The organism is Cellulomonas fimi, from assembly GCF_028583725.1.
GTDB lineage: Bacteria > Actinomycetota > Actinomycetes > Actinomycetales > Cellulomonadaceae > Cellulomonas > Cellulomonas fimi_B.
Genome location: NZ_CP110680.1, coordinates 3,182,570 through 3,200,782 on the forward strand (window position 1 = coordinate 3,182,570; position 18,213 = coordinate 3,200,782).

Genomic DNA, 18,213 nt, shown 5'->3' on the forward strand with positions numbered 1-18,213 from the left:
CAATGGACAGCCGGGCGGTGCACCGCAGGTCAGGGCACGGCCCGCGCGCGACGAGCCGCGAGGAGACCCATGTCCGACCCGAACGCACCTGCTCCCCAGCCGCCCGAGCGGCAGTCGACGCGGCCCGCCGCGCAGCCGTCCGCGCCCACGCAGCCGTACGCCCAGCCCGTCGCGCAGCCCGTGGCCCAGCCGGTCGCGCAGCCGCCCGTCGTGCAGCCCGCGGTCGTGCAGCCCGCCGTGGCCGCACCCGCCGCGCAGCCCCTCTACCCCGCGGGCACCCCCGTCGCCGCCGCACCCGTCGCCCCTGTCCGGCCCGGGCTCGACGCGGGCCGGTACTGGGCGGGCGTCGGCGCGACCGCGCTCGTCGCCGCGCTCGTGGCGGTCGCCGGCGTGCTCGTCCTGCAGGAGATCCTCGGCATCGACCTGGTCGTCCAGGACCTCTTCGGCACGGACTCGCCCATGACGTCGCTCGTCGTCGGCGCCGTGGTCGCCGCACTGGTCGCCGGCGCGCTGCTGCACGTCCTGGTGCTCACCACGCCGCGGCCCCGGTCGTTCTTCGGCTGGATCATGGGCCTGGTCACGCTCGTCGCCGCCCTGCTGCCGCTGACCTGGACCGACGACGCGACCTCGGCCGTCGCGACCGGCATCGTGCACCTCGTCATCGGGATCGCGATCTGGTCCCTGCTGTCGGGCGTCCTCACCTGGACCCGTCGGCCGGTCCCGCGGGTCTAGCGGACCGGTCGCTCACCGGAGGGGACCGACGGGCCGGGGCCGGACGAGCGACCGCGGGCGTGCTGGCACGATGCGGGGATGGACGAGGCACCGGTGCTGGCCGACCTGCGCGCCGCACGCGACCACCTGGGCGCGCGAGGCGAGGAGGCGGCCGCCGCCGCGCTCGGGCGCGTCATCGGCGGCGCGGAGTACGCCGAGCACAAGGAGGGCTGGCCGTGGTCGGACGCCCAGGTGCGATCGCTGGCCGAGCTCACCGCGCGCCGGCTCGCCGACGAGGCGGAGCTGTACGAGTCGGCGGGTGACACGGCGCGCGCCGAGGCGGCACGGCGCGGGGTCGCCGCGCTCGAGGGCTACCGGCCGATCCGGCACGAGGGCGGGACCTGATCGTCGCCAGGTCCCGCCCTCGTCGCCGTCGTCCGTCCGGGGACGCGCTCAGACCAGGCGGTGCAGCCAGCCGTGACGGTCGGTCGCGCGGCCGTACTGGATGTCGGTGAGCTCGGCGCGGATGCGGCCCGTGACCGGGCCCGTGCCGCCGTCGCCGACGGTGAGGTCGAAGTCGTCGCTCGCGAGCCGGCCGATGGGGGTCACGACCGCGGCGGTGCCGCACGCGAACACCTCGGCGACCGAGCCGTCCTCGATGCCCGCGCGGAGCTCGGCCAGCGGGATGGGCCGCTCGTTGACCTCGTGCCCGGCGTCGGACAGGAGCTGCAGGATCGAGCCGCGCGTCACGCCCTCGAGGATCGAGCCCGAGATCGGGGGTGTCGACGCGCTGCCGTCGGCCCCGATCACGACGATGTTCATGCCGCCGAGCTCCTCGAGCAGCGTGTTCGTCGTCGCGTCGAGGAAGCAGACCTGCTCACAGCCCTTCGCGTACGCGTTCTGCTGCGGCAGGAGGCTCGCGGCGTAGTTGCCGCCGCACTTGGCCGCACCCGTACCGCCCGCGCCGGCGCGGTGGTACTCGGTGTCGACCCAGATCGACACGGGCTTGAGGCCGCCCGAGAAGTACGGGCCGACGGGCGACGCGATGACGAGGTACTCGGCCTCGAGCGACGGGCGCACGCCGAGGAAGCTCTCCGAGGCGTACATGAACGGCCGCAGGTAGAGGCTCGTCTCCTCGCCCGTCGGCACCCAGTCGCGGTCCGTCTGGACCAGCGCCGTGATCGAGCCGAGGAAGTCGGCCTCCGACAGCGGCGGCAGCGCGAGGCGCTGCGCGGACCGCGCGAACCGCGCCGCGTTCGCCTGCGGGCGGAACGTCCAGACGGAGCCGTCGGCGTGCTGGTACGCCTTCAGGCCCTCGAAGATCTCCTGCGCGTAGTGCAGGACCGCGGTCGCGGGGTCGAGCTGCAGCGGGCCGTACTTCTCGACGCGGCGGTCGTGCCAGCCCTCGCCGTCCCGGTAGGAGATGCGGGCCATGTGCTCGGTGAACACGGTGCCGAACTTGGGCGACTCCAGCGCCGCGGCGCGCGTGGCGGGGTCGACCGGGGTGTCCGTGAGCCGGATCTCGAACCGGTCGGCGGACGTGGGTGCTGCGAGGGTGCTCATGTCGGGGGGCCTTTCACCAGGGTCGTTGACGACGGTACCGGTGAGGACGGCCGGGTGGACAGGTCGCGCCGGACCGCCCGGCCGACCGAGGTCGGGCCCGAGCGGGGACGGCGCGGGGAGCGGACGTCAGCCGGCGACGCGCGCGGCGAGGTCCTTGCCCACCTCGGCCGTCGACCGTACTCGCTCGGCCGAGCCGCGCTCGACCAGGTCGGCGGCGACGGCGGCCTCGACGCGGCGCGCCGCGTCCGTCTGGCCCAGGTGGTCGAGCAGGAGCGCGACCGACAGCACCGTGGCGGTCGGGTCGGCCTTGCCCTGGCCGGCGATGTCCGGCGCGGAGCCGTGCACGGGCTCGAACATGCTCGGCGCGGTGCGGTCCGGGTTGATGTTCGCCGACGCCGCGAGGCCGATGCCGCCCGTGATCGCCGCGGCGAGGTCCGTGAGGATGTCGCCGAAGAGGTTGTCCGTGACGATCACGTCGAAGCGCGACGGGTTCGTCACGAGGAAGATCGTCGCCGCGTCGACGTGCAGGTAGTCGACGGTCACGTCGGGGAACTCGGCGTTGACGGCCTCGACCGTGCGGCGCCACAGGTGGCCCGCGTGCACGAGGACGTTGTGCTTGTGCACGAGCGTGAGCTTCTTGCGCGGGCGGGCCGCGGCACGCGCGAACGCGTCGCGGACCACGCGCTCGACGCCGAACGCGGTGTTGACGCTGACCTCGTTCGCGACCTCGGCGGGCGTGCCGACGCGGATCGCGCCACCGTTGCCGACGTACGGGCCCTCCGTGCCCTCGCGGACCACGACGAAGTCGACCTCGCCGGGGTTCGCGAGCGGGCTCGTGACGCCCGGGTACAGGCGGCCCGGCCGGAGGTTGACGTAGTGGTCGAGCGCGAAGCGCAGCTTGAGCAGCAGCCCACGCTCCAGGACGCCCGACGGGACCGACGGGTCGCCGATGGCGCCCAGCAGGATCGCGTCGTGGCCGCGGATCGCGTCGAGGTCGGTGTCCGTCAGCGTCTCGCCCGTCGCGTGCCAGCGGCGCGCGCCCAGGTCGAAGTCGGTGGTCGACACCGTGGTGCCCGAGCCGTGCAGCGCGGCCTCGAGGACCAGCAGCCCCTGCTCGACGACCTCGGTCCCGATGCCGTCACCGGCGACGACGGCGAGGCGGAGGTCCGGGGCAGGAGCGTTCGGTGCCATGAGAGCACCCTAACCCGCGTCCCAGTGGCCGGGACGGCCATCTCGCCTTCTGGAATGCGTGCGCCGCCCGCGAGGGCGGTCCTAGTCGACCGGCGGGGTCGGCCCGCTCGTCGGGTAGACGAGCTCGAACCGCTCCGTCACGACGGCCAGGTCGGGCGTGAAGCGGTCGTCGCCGAGCACGCGTCGCCAGTACTTCTCGTGCTCCGTGCGCCACGACGCGAGCGACAGGTCGTCCTCGCCCTCCGCGTGCGCGTGCTCGTCGCCGACCTGGTCGAACGGCACGACCTCGACCTCGGTCGTGCGCAGCAGCGCGCGCGGCTCGCCCGTGCCGTCGAGGACGATCGAGAGGTCACCCACGACGGGCAGCGCGAGACCCTCGTCCTCGAGCTCCGCGAGCGCCGTCGACGTGCCCGTCTTGCGGCCGTCGAGCACGAGCGCGAGCAGCTGGTCGGCGAGCACCGGGTTGTCCCCGAACGACCACGACGGCGGCGGGACGACGTCCTTGGGCTGCTCCCCCAGGACGGCGTCGAGCTTGCCGAGCCCGAGGTGCCCGCGGGCCGCCTGCCAGAACGCGGTGATCCGCTGGTCCTCGCCGCTCGCGCCGGTCGTCGACTGCTCGGTCATCGTCGTCCCTCCGTCGGTGGTGCGCCCATCTTGGCGTGAAGCACGACGGGCGTGCGACCTGGGCGGAGACCCGGTCGCACGCCCGTCGGGACGTGGCTGCGCGTCAGCGCGCCGCGGAACCCTCGACATAGTCGGAGTCCGAGGGCTTGACCCACGCGAACAGCTTGCGGAGCTCGCGGCCCACGGGCTCGATCGGGTGGTTCTGGCCCTTCTCGCGCAGCTCCTTGAACTCCGGCGCACCGGCGTCCTGGTCGTCGATGAAGCGCTTGGCGAAGGCACCGTTCTGGATGTCCGCGAGGACGGCCTGCATGTTCGCCTTGACGTCGGGCGTGATGACGCGCGGGCCCGAGACGTAGTCGCCGTACTCGGCCGTGTCCGAGACCGACCAGCGCTGCTTGGTGATGCCGCCCTCGAAGATGAGGTCGACGATGAGCTTGAGCTCGTGCAGCACCTCGAAGTACGCGACCTCGGGCTGGTAGCCGGCCTCGGTCAGCGTCTCGAAGCCGTACTGGATGAGCTGCGACACGCCACCGCACAGGACGGCCTGCTCGCCGAAGAGGTCGGTCTCCGTCTCCTCGGTGAAGGTCGTCTTGATGCCCGCGGCACGCAGGCCGCCGATGCCCTTGGCGTAGGACAGCGCGAGCTTCCACGCCTCGCCCGACGCGTCCTGCTCGACGGCGACGATGACCGGCACGCCACGGCCGTCGGCGTACTCGCGACGGACCAGGTGGCCCGGGCCCTTGGGGGCGACCATGAGGACGTCGTGGCCCGCGGCGGGCTTGATGTAGCCGAAGCGGATGTTGAAGCCGTGCCCGAAGACGAGCGCGGCGCCGTCCTTGAGGTTCGGCTCGATCTCGTCGCGGTAGACGATCCGCTGCACCTGGTCGGGCGCGAGGATCACGACGACGTCGGCGTCGCGCACGGCGTCGGCGACCGTCGCGACCTTGAGGCCCTCGTTCTCGGCCTTGGCGCGGGACGCCGAGCCCTCACGGAGGCCGACGGTGACGTCGACGCCCGAGTCGCGCAGGTTCAGGGAGTGCGCGTGCCCCTGGCTGCCGTAGCCGATGACGGCGACCTTCTTGGACTGGATGACCGACAGGTCGGCGTCGTCGTCGTAGAACAGCTCAGCCACGGTGGATCTCCTCGTTCGTGTTCGGTGGTGCAGTCAGGAAGGGTGTCAGGCGGAGCGCGAGACGCGCTCGAGCGCCCGGTCCGTGATCGAGCGCGAGCCGCGGCCGATGGCGACCGTGCCGGACTGCACGATCTCACGGATGCCGAACGGCTCCAGGGCGGTCAGGAGGGCGTCGAGCTTGCCGGGGCTGCCCGTCGCCTCGACGACGACGGTGTCCGGGACGACGTCGACGACGTGCGCCCGGAACAGCTGGACGACCTCGAGGACCGACGTCCGCTGCGCGGTGTCGGCCTTGACCTTGACGAGCAGCAGCTCGCGCTGCACCGAGGACGCGTCCTCGAGCTCGACGATCTTGATGACGTTGATCAGCTTGTTGAGCTGCTTCGTCACCTGCTCCAGGGGCAGCTCGTCGACGTCGACGACGACGGTGATGCGCGAGATCTCCTCGTGCTCCGTCGGGCCCACGGCGAGCGAGTGGATGTTGAACGACCGGCGGGCGAACAGGCCCGCGACGCGCGTGAGCACACCGGGCTTGTTCTCGACCAGCACGGACAGCGTGTGGCGGCTCATGGGTCAGTCCTCTCGGTCCCACGAGGGGCTGATGCCCCGGGCGTACTGGATGTCGTCGTTGCTCACGCCCGCGGCGACCATCGGCCACACCATCGCGTCGCGCGACACCGTGAAGTCCACGACCACGGGGCGGTCGTCGATCTCGAGCGCACGCTTGATGGTGGCGTCCACGTCGGCCTTCGACTCGCAGCGCAGGCCCACGCAGCCGTAGGCGTCGGCGAGCTTGACGAAGTCGGGCACGCGCACGGTGCCGTGGCCGGTGTGCAGGTCGGTGTTCGAGTACCGCGACTCGTAGAACAGCGTCTGCCACTGCCGGACCATGCCGAGCGACGAGTTGTTGATGACCGCGACCTTGATCGGGATGTCGTTGATCGTGCAGGTGGCGAGCTCCTGGTTGGTCATCTGGAAGCAGCCGTCGCCGTCGATCGCCCACACCGTGCGGTCGGGCTGGCCGACCTTCGCGCCCATCGCGGCGGGGACCGAGTAGCCCATGGTGCCGAGGCCGCCGGAGTTGAGCCACGAGTTGGGGCGCTGGTACTTGATGAACTGCGCGGCCCACATCTGGTGCTGGCCCACGCCCGCGGCGTAGATCGCCTCGGGACCGGACAGCTCGCCGATGCGCTGGATGACGTGCTGCGGCGCCAGGTGGCCGTCCGACGGCTCGTCGTAGCCCAGCGGGAACGTCTCGCGCCATGCGTCGAGCTGCTTCCACCACGCCTCGAGGTCGGGCTTGCCGTGCTGGCCGTGCTCGCGCGCGAGCTCGGGCAGCAGGTCGGCGAGGACCTCGCGCAGGTCGCCGACGATCGGCACGTCGACGGCCTTGTTCTTGCCGATCTCCGCGGGGTCGATGTCGGCGTGCACGACGGTGGCGTTCGGGGCGAACGACGCGAGCTGGCCGGTGACGCGGTCGTCGAACCGTGCGCCGAGGGCCACGATGAGGTCGGCCTTCTGCAGCGCGGCCACCGCGGCGACCGTGCCGTGCATGCCGGGCATGCCCAGGTGCTGCGGGTGCGTGTCGGGCAGCGCACCGCGCGCCATCAGGGTCGTCACGGCGGGCGCGCCCGACGCGTCGACCAGCGCGCGCAGCTCGGCGGCCGCGCCGGCGCGGATCACGCCGCCGCCGACGTACAGCACGGGCCGGCGCGACGTCGCGAGCAGGCGGGCGGCCTCGCGGATCTGCTTGGCGTGCGGCTTGGTCACCGGGTGGTACCCGGGCAGCGACACCTCCTGCGGCCACGAGAACGTGGTCTGCGCCTGCATCGCCGACTTGGAGATGTCGACGAGCACGGGGCCCGGCCGACCGCTCGCGGCGATGTGGAACGCCTCGGCGATCACGCGCGGGATGTCGTCCGCGTCGGTCACGAGGTAGTTGTGCTTGGTCACCGGCAGGGTGATGCCGACGATGTCGGCCTCCTGGAAGCCGTCGGTGCCGATGAGCGACGCGACGACCTGGCCCGTGATCGCGACGAGCGGCACCGAGTCCATGTGGGCGTCGGCGATCGGGGTCACGAGGTTCGTCGCGCCCGGGCCGGACGTCGCCATGCACACGCCGACCTTGCCGGTCGCGGCCGCGTACCCGGCGGCCGCGTGGCCGCCGCCCTGCTCGTGGCGCACCAGGATGTGCCGCACCTTCGCGGAGTCCATCAGCGGGTCGTAGAGCGGGAGGATCGCGCCGCCCGGGATGCCGAAGACGGCCTCGACGCCCTGCTCCTCCAGCGAGCGGACGATCGACTGTGCGCCGGTGACCTGCTCGACCGCCGTCGTGGCGGCCGGGACGCGCTCACGCTCGGCGCGCGAGTGCGCGACGGCGGCGGGGCTGGCCTGCGGGACGGGCGGCGCGGGCGTTCGCGGCGGTGCCGGGTGAGGACCCTGGACCATCGGTGTCTCCCTGGGTGGTGCGGTGGGGTGTTCGTCGGGCCGGAACACAGAAAAACCCCTCGGGCCCCGACGTGAGGCGGGACGAGGGGTGCGCGCGCGGACGAGGACCTGGGTGCGGTGGCCTCAGCCGGCGCGCTCAGGAAGTACTACGAGGATCGTCTGCACGCGAGCGACCCTACGCCTCCGTCGGTTCGGTGTCACGCCGTCTCACATGATGGTTCACGTGTCCACCCATCGGAAGAGCGGCCGTCCGGCGACGCCCGTCGGACGGCCGCTCGCTGCACCGCGTCAGCAGGTCGTGCCCGTCGTGCACCACTGGTGACCGACGTCGACGACGAGCCGCGACCCGCCGCCCGGACCGGCGAGCACGAACGCCCGGAACGGCAGGCGCGCCCGCACCCCGAGGCCGATGGTCGTGACGCCCTCGAAGCTGCCGGCCCACACGACGTCCCGGAACGTGCGGTACGACGACGTGGTGATCAGCCGGCCGCCGTCGTCGACGAACCACGCGTCGGTCGGGATGACGCCCGCATGCGCGACCACCTCGAGGCGCGCACCGCCCCGGACCGCGACCGGGAGGCCGGAACCGTCCTGCACGACCGCGCTCACGTACCGGACGGACCACCCCCCGAGCGGTGAGTCGAGGTCCAGGACGAGCCGGTCGTAACAGGCGTGGCGGCCGGCGCGGACGCCGACGACGTTGTCGGCCGACGGACCCGAGGCCGACTTCGCGAGCGAGCCCCACACCTGACCGCAGTACGGCGACGCGGACGCGGCGGGGGCGGACAGCAGGTGCAGACCCGCCACGAGGGCGAGCGTGAGGAGAGAGACGATCCACTTGCGCATGAGGCACCACCTCAGAGACGGAGGACAGGGACAACCCCTGGTGGTGCGGTGCCGGGCCCGGCGACGTCGTCGTCGCCGGCCGGCGCCGGGACTCGCCCGCGCTGTGGGTCGCGTGCGGGCGGGCGGCAGGCCGGTTCCCACACCCGAAGGAGCCGCCGAGCAGCCCGCTGGATACGTCGTGGGCGGGTCTCGACGGACGGTCGGCCCGCGGCCGGGCCGCGGCGCCCGGGCGCCGTCGTCAGACCGCGGGCTCCGGGTCGAAGTCGAACGCGGGCAGGCCGTCGATGCTCGTGCGGTTCTTCTGCCGCCGGTACGCCGCCTGCCCGTCGGCGCCCTTGCGCTCCATGTACGGCGGCAGCAGGTCGCGCTCCCCGACGTAGTCCATCAGCGGCACGCCGTAGCCGCACGAGTCGGAGACCCGCTCGACGTCGACGACGACGACCGCGCGCGCGCCGCGCGTCTCGCCGAACAGTGCGAGCAGCTCCGCGAAGCCGTCGTCGTACAACGTCACGAACCGGCCGCGGCCGTGCAGCCGCACGATGTTCGGCGGGCCGTCGAACGCGCAGAACATGACCGTGATCCGGCCGTTCTCGCGCAGGTGCGCGATGGTCTCGGCGCCGCTCGCGGTGAGGTCCAGGTACGCGACCGTGTGGTCGTCGAGCACGACGAACGAGCCGTCGACGCCCTTGGGCGAGACGTTGACGTGCCCGTCGGCGCCGCTCGGGGCGGTCGCGACGAAGAAGACGTGCTGCGCGAGGAGGAAGCGGCGCATCCGCTCGTCGATCCGCTCGTGGACCTTGCCCATCGCGTCGCCTCCCGTCGTCGTGCCCTGCCGTCGCCCCGACACGCTAGCCGCCCCGCCGCGCGGCCCGACGACGACGTCCGCGCGCCGGGCGCCGCGCCCCGCTGGCGCCGCACACCGCGGGGACGTCACGCCCCCGGCAGGATGCCCCGCTCGATCGCGACGGTCACCGCACGCGTGCGGTCGTCGACCCCGAGCTTCGCGAACGCGCGCAGCAGGTGCGTCTTGACCGTCGCCTCGGTGATGAACAGCTCGCGCCCGATCGCGGCGTTCGACAGCCCCCGGGCCACCCCCGCGAGGACCTCCTGCTCGCGCGCGGTGAGCCGCTCGGCGTCGCCGCGGACCTGCTGCACCAACCGCCGGGCGACCGACGGCGACAGCGCCGACTCGCCCCGCGCCGCCGCGCGCACCCCCGCGACGAGCTGGTCGCGCGGCGTGTCCTTGAGCAGGTAGCCGGTCGCGCCCGCCTCGACCGCCCGCAGGATGTCGGTGTCGGTCTCGTACGTCGTGAGCACCAGCACGCGCACCCCGGGCAGCGTGCCCGTGATGGTCGCCGTCGCGCTCGCGCCGTCGAGCACCGGCATCCGCAGGTCCATGAGGACGATGTCGGGCCGCAGCACCTCGGCGAGCGCCACGGCCTGCTCGCCGTCGCCCGCCTCGCCGACGACCTCCAGGTCCGGCTCGACGGCCAGCATCCCGGCCAGCCCCGAGCGGACCACGGGGTGGTCGTCGGCCAGCAGCACCCGGATCGTCACGCGTCCTCCCCCGTCCCGTCCGTCCGCGTCCCGCCGGTCGACGGGCTGCTGGGCAGCGTCACCGCCACCCGGGTGCCGCCGCCCGGTCCGCTGCCGACCTCGACGGTCCCGCCGCCGGCGTCGACACGTTCCCGCATCCCCCGCAGCCCGACGCCCTCCACGGCGCCCGCCGGGAGCCCGCGCCCGTCGTCGACGACCTCGAGCCGCACCTCGTCGCCGTCCCGCGCGACGGCGAGCCGGACGGCCGTCGCGCCGGCGTGCTTGCGGACGTTCGCGAGCGCCTCCTGCGCGGCCCGCAGCAGGACGACCGCGTGCTCGGGGCCGACGACGCCGAGCGCCTGCAGACCGGTGACCTCGACGCGGACCTGCGTCTCCGCCTCGAACCGGGCGGCGAGCCGGTCGAGCGCGTCGCCGAGCGTGCCGCGCTCCAGCTCCGGCGGCCCGAACGCGGCGACGAGGGCCCGCGCCTGCGCGAGGTTGTCGCGCGCGACCTGCTCGATCTGGCCGACCCGCTCGGTCGCCGGTCCGACCCGGTCGCGCGCGAGCTCGGCCGACGCCGCCTGCGCGAGCATGACGACGCTCGTGAACCCCTGCGCGAGCGTGTCGTGGATCTCCTGCGCGAGGCGCGCGCGCTCGGCGAGCACCCCGGTCGTGTGGTGCGTCGACGCGAGCTCCGCCTGCGCGGCGTTGAGGTCCTCGACGAGCGCGGCGCGCTCCTCGCTCTGCTCCGACACCCACGTGATCCACAGCCCGAGCGCGATCGCGAAGACCAGGCCCGTGCCGACCTGCCCGACGAGCTCGGTGGCGTCGGCGACCGTCCCCAGGGCGCCGGGCTCGCGCACGACGATCGCGGCGCCGAACGCGACGGTCAGCAGCACGCTCCACAGCACGCCCTCGAGCCGGCGCGTCGCGAAGAACCAGATCTGCGAGTAGCCGACGAACAGCAGCACGGACCCGAGCTCGGAGAGGCCCACCTCCAGCACGACGACGGTGACGAGGACCGCGAGGTAGGTGCGCGTCAGCCGCACGTCGCCGCGGACGGCACCGCGCCGGCCCAGGGCGAGGTAGGCGACGACGAGCGCGGCCAGGCCGAGGACCGCCAGCGCGGCCTCGCGCAGCGAGCGAACCTCGACGGCGATCGAGACCCCCGCGACGGCCGTGATCGCGTAGAACCCGATGTCCCAGCCGCGCAGCGCGCGCACCCAGAACTCGTGCCGGGCCACCGGCCGGGGCGTGCGCCTGGTCATGCCGCCGAGCCTGCCACGTGGAGGTCCGTCGACCGGGCGGCGCGCGCCCGGCAGGATGCGGGCATGGACGCAGGCGGACGGGTGGACGGGCGGCGGCGGGGCTGGGTCCGGCGGGCGGTGGACGGGCTCGTCACGGCGATGGTGCGGCGGGGCACCGGTCCGCGCGGCACGGTCCTGCTGACGGTCGCCGGGCGCACGTCGGGCGAGCCGCGCACGACCCCGGTGACGCTCGTCGAGCGCGACGGCGTCCGCTGGCTCGTCGCCCCGTACGGCCCGGTCGGGTGGGTGCGCAACGTGCGCGCGGTGGGTGTGGTCGAGGCGCGGCGCGGCCGGCGCACCGAGCGGCTGGTCGCCGAGGAGGTCGACGCCGCAACCGGCGCCCCCGTGCTGCGGCAGTACCTGCAGGAGGTCGCGGTCGTGCGGCGGGTGTTCGACGTCGCGCCCGGCGACCCGGTCGAGGCGTTCGTGCCGCTCGTCCCGACCCACCCGGTGTTCCGCCTCCGCCCCGCCTGAGGGGTCCGCCGGACGTCAGCCGTCGTCACGGCGACGCCAGCGGAACCACCGCGCCCCGACGACGAGGCCCGCGGCGAACCACACGCCGAGCACGAGCGCCGTCGTGAGGAGGTCGACGTCGCCCGCGACCGCGTCGGGCAGGAACGCCGCCTGCATGCCCTCGACGAGCCACCGCAGGGGGAACACCGACGCGACCTGCTGCATCCAGGTCGGCAACGAGTCCCACTGGAAGAACACGCCGGAGATGAACTGCAGGACCAGGACGATCGGCGTGACGACCGCGCTCGCCGACCGGCCCGAGCGGGGCACCGACGAGAACGCCACCCCGCACACCGAGCCCGCGGCGGTGCCCAGCAGGTAGACCCACGCGAACGTCGCCCAGTCCCCCACCGTCGACGGCAGCGTGACGTCGAACAGGGTCGCCGCGACGGTCAGCAGGATCGCGGTCTGCACGAGCCCGCTGCCGAGCACCTGCCCGATCTTGCCGAGGAAGTACGCCGACGCCGGCATGGGCGTGCCGCGCAGGCGCTTGAGGCCGCCCTCGTCGCGCTCGACAGAGATCGAGATCGCGAGCGACTGGAAGCTCGACAGCATGACGCCCGTCGCGAGCATGCCCGGAAGGAAGTACTGCGCGAACGGGATCTCGACGTCACCGGCCGGGACGGTCGCGCCGTCCTGCCCGAAGACCGTCGCGAAGATCGCCATCATGATGACCGGGTACGCGAAGATGAACACGACCGCGTCGCGCTCCCGGAAGAACACGCGCACCTCGTAGAGGGCACGCACGAGACCGAGGCGCAGGACGCCGGGGACCGCGGTGCGACGCGCGGTCGAGGGGTCCGCCGGGGCGAGGCTGGTCATCGCAGGACCTCCGCACGGGTGGGGACGGGCGCGTCGACGGGCGTGTCGACGCTCTGGAGCAGACCGAGGTAGACGTCCTCGAGGGTCGGTCGCACGACCTCCAGGGCGGGCACGTCGCCGAGCCGGGCGAGCAGGTCGGCGACCGTGCGGGACGCGTCGTCGGTGCGGACCTCGTGCCGCCGGCCGTCCTCGACCCAGCGCACGAGCGCCCGGCGGGCGTCGCGACCGCCGAGGTCGGCCGGCGCCCCCTCCGCGACGACGCGGCCGGCCGCGACGACCACGACGCGGTCGGCGAGCCGCTCGGCCTCCTCGAGGTAGTGCGTCGTCAGCAGGATCGTCGTGCCGTCGGCACGCAGCCCCTCGACGAGGTCCCAGAACGATCGCCGGGCCTGCGGGTCGAAGCCCGTCGTCGGCTCGTCGAGGAACACGAGCTCGGGCCGCCCGACGATGCCGAGCGCGACGTCGAGCCGGCGCCGCTGACCGCCCGAGAGCTGCCGGGCACGCGTGCGGACCTTCTCGCGCAGACCCACGGCGTCGATCACCTCGTCGGGGTCGCGCGGGTCCGGGTAGAAGCGGCCGAAGTGCCGGACGAGCTCGCCGACCGTCGCCTCGGCGAGGTCGTTCGTGCCCTGCAGCACGATCCCCAGACGGGACCGCCACACCCGGCCCGCCGTCTGCGGGTCCTCGCCGAGGACGCGGACGTCGCCCTCGTCGCGGTGCCGGTACCCCTCCAGGATCTCGACGGTCGTCGTCTTGCCCGCACCGTTCGGCCCGAGGATCGCGACGATCTCGCCGCGGTCGACGTGCAGGTCGAGGCCGTCGACGGCCTGCTTGGGCCCGTACCGCTTGCGCAGGCCCGCGACCTCGATCGCGGGGGCGCCTGCCGATGTCGTCATGCCCTCAGCCTGGTCCGGGGCGAGGCGACGGCGCGACGACCGAGGCACTGTCATGTCCGTCCACCGATCGGTTGACCCCGGGGCGCGCCGGCGGTCCCGGTGGCCGGCTCGCGTCGGCTCGGGTCAGGCGACGTCGCGCAGCCGGAACGACAGCCAGCCCCCGGCGACCGCGGTGGCGACGACGACGAGCACGACGAGGCCGCCCTGTCCCATCGGCACCGCGTGCACCACGAGGTCGCAGAGCTCCTTGCCGGCGCGGGCCGGGTCGGGGACGCACGACGGGACGACGTACTGCGCGCTGCCCGCGGTCCACGCCGTGACGTTGGTCGACAGCGGCAGCCACCGCGACTCCGGCAGGACGAGAGGCAGGGCGCTCTCGGTCGCCGCGACCCACCAGACCGCGATGCCCGTCACGGCCGTCGCGTGCCGCAGCGCGAACGCCAGCCCGACGCCGATCGCCGCGAACGCGGGGCCCGTCGCGAGCCAGCGGCCCGCCACCGCCCCGACGCCCGCCCAGCCGGCCACCGGCGTGCCGATCGCGAGCCCGTTGACGACGCCGACCGCGAGCAGGCCGACGACGAGGGTCACCAGGGCGGTCGCGACGCACGGCACCGCCGCCACGGCGCCCGCCAGGAGCTTGCTGACGAACACCCGACCGCGGCGCGGCGCGAACGTCAGCCAGGTGCCCATCGAGCCCGACGCGAACTCCGCGGTCACGAGCCCGACGCCCACCATGAGGCAGGCGAGCGTGATCATGAGCCCGGTCGACGGGAGCCGCTCGACGAGCAGCGTCGCGACGTCCGGCCGGACCTCCTGGTACTGCGCGGGCACCGGCGGCCGTGACGTGCACCGCGCGGTCGCCTCGGCGGGCGGCAGGTCGGGATGCACGGACGGGTCGTCGTCGTCGCAGGGCGCGACGCGCTCCTGCCACGCCGCGAGGTCCGTGCGGTAGGCCTCGTCGGCTGCGGCGACCTCGGCCGCGCTCGGGGGTCGTGAGTCCCACCACCCGCTCAGCACGAGCCCGAGGACGCCGAGGACGACGCCCGCGGACACGAACCAGACGAAGGGGCGTGACCGTGCGCGGACGAGCTCGGCGTGCAGCAGCCGCGTCACGGCGCACCCGCCGGGACCGCGGTGGGCGCCGCCGGACCGGTCGCCGGTCGTGGCGCGGAGGTGAGCTCGAGGAACGCCGACTCGAGGTCGCGACGCAGCACCACGACCTCGTCCGCGAACACCTCGCCGCGTGCCAGGGCCTCGTTCACCTGCGACGGGCCGGGCGCCCCCGAGACGTCGAGCGTGCTCCCGTCGGCCCGCACGCCCCAGCCGCGCGCGGCCAGCAGCGCGTGGGCGCGCGCCGGGTCGGCGACCCTGACCCGGACGGACGGCGTCCCGTCGGCGGCGAGCAGGTCGGCGACCGTGCCCTCGGCGACCAGGCGGCCGTGCGCGACGACCGACACGGTGTCGGCGACCTGCTCGACCTCCGCCAGGATGTGGCTCGACACCAGGACCGTGCGCCCCTCGTCCGCGAGGCCGCGCATGGTCGCGCGCACGTCCCGGATGCCCGCGGGGTCGAGCCCGTTCGTCGGCTCGTCGAAGATCAGCAGGTCGGGGTCCTTGAGGAGCGTCGCGGCGATCGCGAGCCGCTGCTTCATGCCGAGCGAGTACCGGCGGAACTGGTCGACGCCGCGCTCGCGCAGGCCCACCCGCTCGAGCACCTCCTCGACGCGGGTGTGCGGGACGCCCACCGCGGTCGCGAGCAGGCGCAGGTTGCGACGACCCGAGAAGCCCGGCACGAACTTGGGGTTCTCGACGATCGCGCCGACGCGGCCGATCACGTCCGGCAGCCGCTCGGGCACGGGTGTGCCGAACAGGTGGACGGCGCCGGCGTCGGGGCGCGCGAGGCCGAGCAGCATGCGGATCGTCGTCGTCTTCCCCGACCCGTTGGGGCCCAGGAACGCGTGCACGCCGCCCGCGGGCACCGTGAGGTCGAGGTGGTCGACCGCGACCACCTCGCGGAGCGTGAACGTCCGGTACGTCTTGCGCAGCCCGCGCACGCGCACCGCGGGCTCGCTGCCTGCGTCGATGTCGGACCTCCCCTCACCGGTCCCATCGGCACGGCCGGCGCCGCGCGACCCCGCGGGCGGCGGTCTTCACCCGCCCGGCCCAACCTCCGACGCCGACGGGGTCACGCCACCTAGCCTCGGAGCACGCGGAACGAGGAGGGACCGATGACGAGGATCCGGAGGGCGTCCGTGGGCGCGCTCGCAGCACTGGTGCTGGGCACGACGGCGGCGTGCGGCACGGGCGGTCCGGACGGGGACGGCCCCACGCCCACGACGGGCGGGAGCGCGAGCGCGACCGCCCCGGCGACGCCCAGCGCGTCGGTCACCGCGCCGGCGCCGGCCGCACCGGAGGGCGAGCCCGCCGAGGGCTTCGCGCCCGCGACCACGACGGCGACGGCCGAGCCGTCCGGCGCGCGCGTCACCGTCGTCGACGTCCGGGTCGGCACCCACGACGGCTACGACCGGGTCGTCTACGAGGTCGCGGGCGGCGGCGTCCCCGGGTACCGCGTCGGGTACGTCGACCAGGCGGTGCAGGACGGCAGCGGCGAGCCCGTCGACGTCGCGGGCGACACGGTGCTCGACGTGTGGCTGACCGGCACGGGCTACCCGCACGACACGGGCCACGACGAGTTCCCGCAGGACGTCGGCCCGCGCGAGGGCACGGTCGTGCAGGTCACGCGCCCGCTGACGTTCGAGGGCATGACGCAGTCCGTCGTGGGCGTCGCGGGCGAGCGGCGGCCGTTCCGGGTGTTCGTCCTGCAGGACCCGGTGCGCGTCGTCGTGGACGTGCAGACCTCCTGACGTGCCCCGCGCGTCGCGTCAGCGCGCGACGCGCCGGACCTGCGCCTCCCACGGCCGCAGCCGGACCCGCCCGTCGCCGTCCGGGGTGGCGTCGTCGTCGTAGTTCCCGAGCACGAGCGCCGAGCCCGCGGCGACGTCGACCGTGACGTCCTGCTCGTCGCCCGAGAAGTTCCCGAGCACCAGCAGGGCGTCGCCGTCGAGCGACCGCGTGAACGCGTAGACGTGCTCGTGGTCGGGCAGCAGCATCGTGAAGTCGCCGAGCGCCACGACCGGGTCGGTGTGCCGCAGCTCGATCAGGCGGCGGTAGTGGTGGAACACCGACCGCTCGTCGGCGCGCGCCGCGGCCGCGTTGACCTCGACGTGGTTCGGGTGGACGGGAAGCCACGGGGTGCCGGTGGTGAAGCCGGCGTGCTCCGACGCGTCCCACTGCATGGGCGTGCGCGCGTTGTCGCGGCTCATCGCGGCGAGCCCGTCGAGCAGCTCGTCGTCGGTCGCGTGCCCGTGCGCGCGGGCCTCGGCGACGTGCCGCAGCGACTCGATGTCGCGGTAGTCGTCGAACGAGTCGAACCGCGCGTTCGTCATCCCGAGCTCCTCGCCCTGGTAGACGTACGGCGTCCCGCGGTGCAGGTGGAGCACGGTGCCGAGCATCGTCGCGGACTCGCGCCGGTAGGCGCCGTCGTCGCCGAAGCGGGACACGATGCGCGGCTGGTCGTGGTTGTTCCAGTAGAGGCTGTTCCACCCGACGTCGGCGAGCTCGGCCTGCCAGCGGCCGAACGACGCCTTGAGGTCGCGCAGCCGCAGCGGCCGCACGTCGAACTTGCCGCCCGGCCCGTGGTCGAGGCCGACGTGCTCGAACTGGAACACCATGTCGACCTCGGCGCGCGCGGGGTCGGTGAACAGGCGTGCGTGCTCGACGGTGACGCCGGGCATCTCCCCCACCGTGAGCAGGCGGTCGGGGCGCCCTGCGAACACCTCGCGGTGCATCTCGGCGAGGAACTCGTGGATGCGCGGCCCGTTCGTGTAGGCCGCGCTGCCGTCGCCGAGCACGCCGTCGCGGACCGGGCCGTCGGGCAGCGCCGGGTCCTTCGAGACGAGGTTGATGACGTCCATGCGGAAGCCGTCGACCCCGCGGTCGAGCCACCAGCGCATCATCGCGTAGACCGCCTGCCGGACCTCGGGGTTCTCCCAGTTGAGGTCGGGCTGCTTGCGGCTGAACAGGTGCAGGTAGTACTCGCCCGTGGCCTCGTCGAGCTCCCACGCGGGACCCGAGAAGAACGACCGCCAGTTCGTCGGCTCCGCGCCCGGCTGCCCCGGCGCCATGCCGTGCCGCGGCGGGCGCCACCAGTACCAGTCACGCTTCGGGCTGTCCGCCGACGAGCGCGACTCGACGAACCACGGGTGCTCGTCGGACGTGTGGTTGACGACGAGGTCCATGACCAGCCGCATGCCGCGCTCGTGCAGCGCCACGAGCAGCGCGTCGAGGTCGGCGAGCGTGCCGAACGACGGGTCGACGTCCTGGTAGTCGCTGATGTCGTACCCGTTGTCGTCCTGCGGCGACGGGTAGATCGGCGACAGCCAGACGACGTCCACGCCGAGCGCGGCGAGGTGGTCGACGTGGTCGAGGACGCCCCGCAGGTCCCCGACGCCGTCGCCGTCGGAGTCGGCGAACGAGCGCGGGTACACCTGGTAGACGACGGCGCGGGTCCACCACGGGGCGTCCTCGACGGTCCACGTCATGCGATCTCGGTCCTTCCGTCAGC

The 18,213-nt window shown here is 74.0% G+C and carries 19 protein-coding genes; 4 read left to right on the forward strand and 15 right to left on the reverse strand.

All coding sequences use genetic code 11. The features are described from left to right. Window positions 1-69 precede the first annotated feature (69 nt). The gene (locus tag OOT42_RS14380; protein WP_273651872.1) at window positions 70-732 is read left to right on the forward strand and encodes a DUF6069 family protein; all 663 of its coding nucleotides are present in this window, start codon (window positions 70-72) and stop codon (window positions 730-732) included. 78 nt (window positions 733-810) lie between these two features. Next, on the forward strand, window positions 811-1,116 hold the full coding sequence (locus OOT42_RS14385) for a hypothetical protein (protein WP_273651873.1): 306 nt from the start codon (window positions 811-813) through the stop codon (window positions 1,114-1,116). 48 nt (window positions 1,117-1,164) lie between these two features. On the opposite strand, the gene OOT42_RS14390 is transcribed toward OOT42_RS14385, so the two are convergent. The 10 genes from OOT42_RS14390 to OOT42_RS14435 all read right to left on the reverse strand — a co-directional run bounded on the left by OOT42_RS14390 (window position 1,165) and on the right by OOT42_RS14435 (window position 11,319). Beyond that, window positions 1,165-2,274, reverse strand: a complete 1,110-nt coding sequence (locus OOT42_RS14390) for a branched-chain amino acid aminotransferase (RefSeq protein ID WP_273651874.1) — start codon at window positions 2,272-2,274, stop codon at window positions 1,165-1,167. Between the two features lie 126 nt (window positions 2,275-2,400). Continuing rightward, window positions 2,401-3,465 carry a 3-isopropylmalate dehydrogenase gene (locus tag OOT42_RS14395; RefSeq protein WP_162351348.1) on the reverse strand — a complete coding sequence of 355 codons (1,065 nt, stop codon included), beginning with the start codon at window positions 3,463-3,465 and terminating at the stop codon, window positions 2,401-2,403. Between the two features lie 81 nt (window positions 3,466-3,546). Beyond that, window positions 3,547-4,089 (reverse strand): ASCH domain-containing protein, encoded by a 543-nt coding sequence (locus tag OOT42_RS14400; RefSeq protein WP_273651875.1) that lies wholly within the window; start codon window positions 4,087-4,089, stop codon window positions 3,547-3,549. A 103-nt stretch (window positions 4,090-4,192) separates the two neighbouring features. Continuing rightward, window positions 4,193-5,221 carry a ketol-acid reductoisomerase gene (gene ilvC, locus OOT42_RS14405; protein ID WP_162351346.1) on the reverse strand — a complete coding sequence of 343 codons (1,029 nt, stop codon included), beginning with the start codon at window positions 5,219-5,221 and terminating at the stop codon, window positions 4,193-4,195. Between the two features lie 45 nt (window positions 5,222-5,266). Continuing rightward, window positions 5,267-5,791, reverse strand: a complete 525-nt coding sequence (ilvN, locus tag OOT42_RS14410) for an acetolactate synthase small subunit (protein ID WP_124342018.1) — start codon at window positions 5,789-5,791, stop codon at window positions 5,267-5,269. 3 nt (window positions 5,792-5,794) lie between these two features. Next, a complete protein-coding gene (locus OOT42_RS14415; protein WP_273651876.1) occupies window positions 5,795-7,669 on the reverse strand; it encodes an acetolactate synthase large subunit in 1,875 nt (624 codons plus the stop codon). Between the two features lie 288 nt (window positions 7,670-7,957). Beyond that, on the reverse strand, window positions 7,958-8,515 hold the full coding sequence (locus tag OOT42_RS14420) for an AMIN-like domain-containing (lipo)protein (RefSeq protein ID WP_273651877.1): 558 nt from the start codon (window positions 8,513-8,515) through the stop codon (window positions 7,958-7,960). 238 nt (window positions 8,516-8,753) lie between these two features. Next, the gene (locus tag OOT42_RS14425) at window positions 8,754-9,320 is read right to left on the reverse strand and encodes a pyridoxamine 5'-phosphate oxidase family protein (RefSeq protein WP_273651878.1); all 567 of its coding nucleotides are present in this window, start codon (window positions 9,318-9,320) and stop codon (window positions 8,754-8,756) included. 125 nt (window positions 9,321-9,445) lie between these two features. Continuing rightward, window positions 9,446-10,012: a response regulator gene (locus OOT42_RS14430; protein ID WP_423776017.1), complete on the reverse strand. Its 567-nt coding sequence runs from the start codon at window positions 10,010-10,012 to the stop codon at window positions 9,446-9,448. A gap of 56 nt (window positions 10,013-10,068) precedes the next feature. Further along, window positions 10,069-11,319 (reverse strand): sensor histidine kinase, encoded by a 1,251-nt coding sequence (locus OOT42_RS14435; protein WP_273651880.1) that lies wholly within the window; start codon window positions 11,317-11,319, stop codon window positions 10,069-10,071. A 63-nt stretch (window positions 11,320-11,382) separates the two neighbouring features. On the opposite strand from OOT42_RS14435, the gene OOT42_RS14440 reads away from it, so the two are divergent. Beyond that, on the forward strand, window positions 11,383-11,832 hold the full coding sequence (locus OOT42_RS14440) for a nitroreductase family deazaflavin-dependent oxidoreductase (RefSeq protein WP_273651881.1): 450 nt from the start codon (window positions 11,383-11,385) through the stop codon (window positions 11,830-11,832). Between the two features lie 15 nt (window positions 11,833-11,847). Here OOT42_RS14440 and OOT42_RS14445 read toward each other — a convergent pair whose 3' ends face one another. The 4 genes from OOT42_RS14445 to OOT42_RS14460 form a co-directional block, all read right to left on the reverse strand. Beyond that, on the reverse strand, window positions 11,848-12,693 hold the full coding sequence (locus OOT42_RS14445; protein ID WP_273651882.1) for an ABC transporter permease: 846 nt from the start codon (window positions 12,691-12,693) through the stop codon (window positions 11,848-11,850). Beyond that, on the reverse strand, window positions 12,690-13,589 hold the full coding sequence (locus tag OOT42_RS14450; RefSeq protein WP_273651883.1) for an ABC transporter ATP-binding protein: 900 nt from the start codon (window positions 13,587-13,589) through the stop codon (window positions 12,690-12,692). Before OOT42_RS14450 ends, OOT42_RS14445 begins: the two co-directional genes overlap by 4 nt. Window positions 13,590-13,712: 123 nt before the next feature. Continuing rightward, a complete protein-coding gene (locus OOT42_RS14455; protein ID WP_273651884.1) occupies window positions 13,713-14,702 on the reverse strand; it encodes an ABC transporter permease subunit in 990 nt (329 codons plus the stop codon). Beyond that, on the reverse strand, window positions 14,699-15,649 hold the full coding sequence (locus tag OOT42_RS14460; RefSeq protein WP_273651885.1) for an ABC transporter ATP-binding protein: 951 nt from the start codon (window positions 15,647-15,649) through the stop codon (window positions 14,699-14,701). Before OOT42_RS14460 ends, OOT42_RS14455 begins: the two co-directional genes overlap by 4 nt. A 168-nt stretch (window positions 15,650-15,817) precedes the next feature. Between OOT42_RS14460 and OOT42_RS14465 the strand changes: the two genes are divergently transcribed. Further along, complete coding sequence (locus OOT42_RS14465) at window positions 15,818-16,453, forward strand: AMIN-like domain-containing (lipo)protein (protein ID WP_273651886.1); 636 nt, start codon at window positions 15,818-15,820, stop codon at window positions 16,451-16,453. Window positions 16,454-16,471: 18 nt separating this feature from the next. Here the strand turns inward: OOT42_RS14465 and OOT42_RS14470 are convergent, their stop codons facing one another. Then, the gene (locus tag OOT42_RS14470; RefSeq protein WP_273651887.1) at window positions 16,472-18,190 is read right to left on the reverse strand and encodes a glycoside hydrolase family 13 protein; all 1,719 of its coding nucleotides are present in this window, start codon (window positions 18,188-18,190) and stop codon (window positions 16,472-16,474) included. Between the last annotated feature and the right edge of the window lie 23 nt (window positions 18,191-18,213).

Bases quoted from the DNA above. Each gene is read 5' to 3' on its own strand.
- OOT42_RS14425 (WP_273651878.1), bottom strand. From the start codon at position 9,320: ATGGGCAAGGTCCACGAGCGGATCGACGAGCGGATGCGCCGCTTCCTC.
- OOT42_RS14415 (WP_273651876.1), bottom strand. From the start codon at position 7,669: ATGGTCCAGGGTCCTCACCCGGCACCGCCGCGAACGCCCGCGCCGCCC.
- OOT42_RS14395 (WP_162351348.1), bottom strand. From the start codon at position 3,465: ATGGCACCGAACGCTCCTGCCCCGGACCTCCGCCTCGCCGTCGTCGCC.
- OOT42_RS14385 (WP_273651873.1), top strand. From the start codon at position 811: ATGGACGAGGCACCGGTGCTGGCCGACCTGCGCGCCGCACGCGACCAC.
- OOT42_RS14465 (WP_273651886.1), top strand. From the start codon at position 15,818: ATGACGAGGATCCGGAGGGCGTCCGTGGGCGCGCTCGCAGCACTGGTG.
- OOT42_RS14470 (WP_273651887.1), bottom strand. From the start codon at position 18,190: ATGACGTGGACCGTCGAGGACGCCCCGTGGTGGACCCGCGCCGTCGTC.
- OOT42_RS14400 (WP_273651875.1), bottom strand. From the start codon at position 4,089: ATGACCGAGCAGTCGACGACCGGCGCGAGCGGCGAGGACCAGCGGATC.
- OOT42_RS14390 (WP_273651874.1), bottom strand. From the start codon at position 2,274: ATGAGCACCCTCGCAGCACCCACGTCCGCCGACCGGTTCGAGATCCGG.
- OOT42_RS14380 (WP_273651872.1), top strand. From the start codon at position 70: ATGTCCGACCCGAACGCACCTGCTCCCCAGCCGCCCGAGCGGCAGTCG.
- ilvN (WP_124342018.1), bottom strand. From the start codon at position 5,791: ATGAGCCGCCACACGCTGTCCGTGCTGGTCGAGAACAAGCCCGGTGTG.
- OOT42_RS14450 (WP_273651883.1), bottom strand. From the start codon at position 13,589: ATGACGACATCGGCAGGCGCCCCCGCGATCGAGGTCGCGGGCCTGCGC.
- OOT42_RS14435 (WP_273651880.1), bottom strand. From the start codon at position 11,319: ATGACCAGGCGCACGCCCCGGCCGGTGGCCCGGCACGAGTTCTGGGTG.
- OOT42_RS14445 (WP_273651882.1), bottom strand. From the start codon at position 12,693: ATGACCAGCCTCGCCCCGGCGGACCCCTCGACCGCGCGTCGCACCGCG.
- OOT42_RS14430 (WP_423776017.1), bottom strand. From the start codon at position 10,012: ATGCTGGCCGTCGAGCCGGACCTGGAGGTCGTCGGCGAGGCGGGCGAC.
- OOT42_RS14420 (WP_273651877.1), bottom strand. From the start codon at position 8,515: ATGCGCAAGTGGATCGTCTCTCTCCTCACGCTCGCCCTCGTGGCGGGT.
- OOT42_RS14440 (WP_273651881.1), top strand. From the start codon at position 11,383: ATGGACGCAGGCGGACGGGTGGACGGGCGGCGGCGGGGCTGGGTCCGG.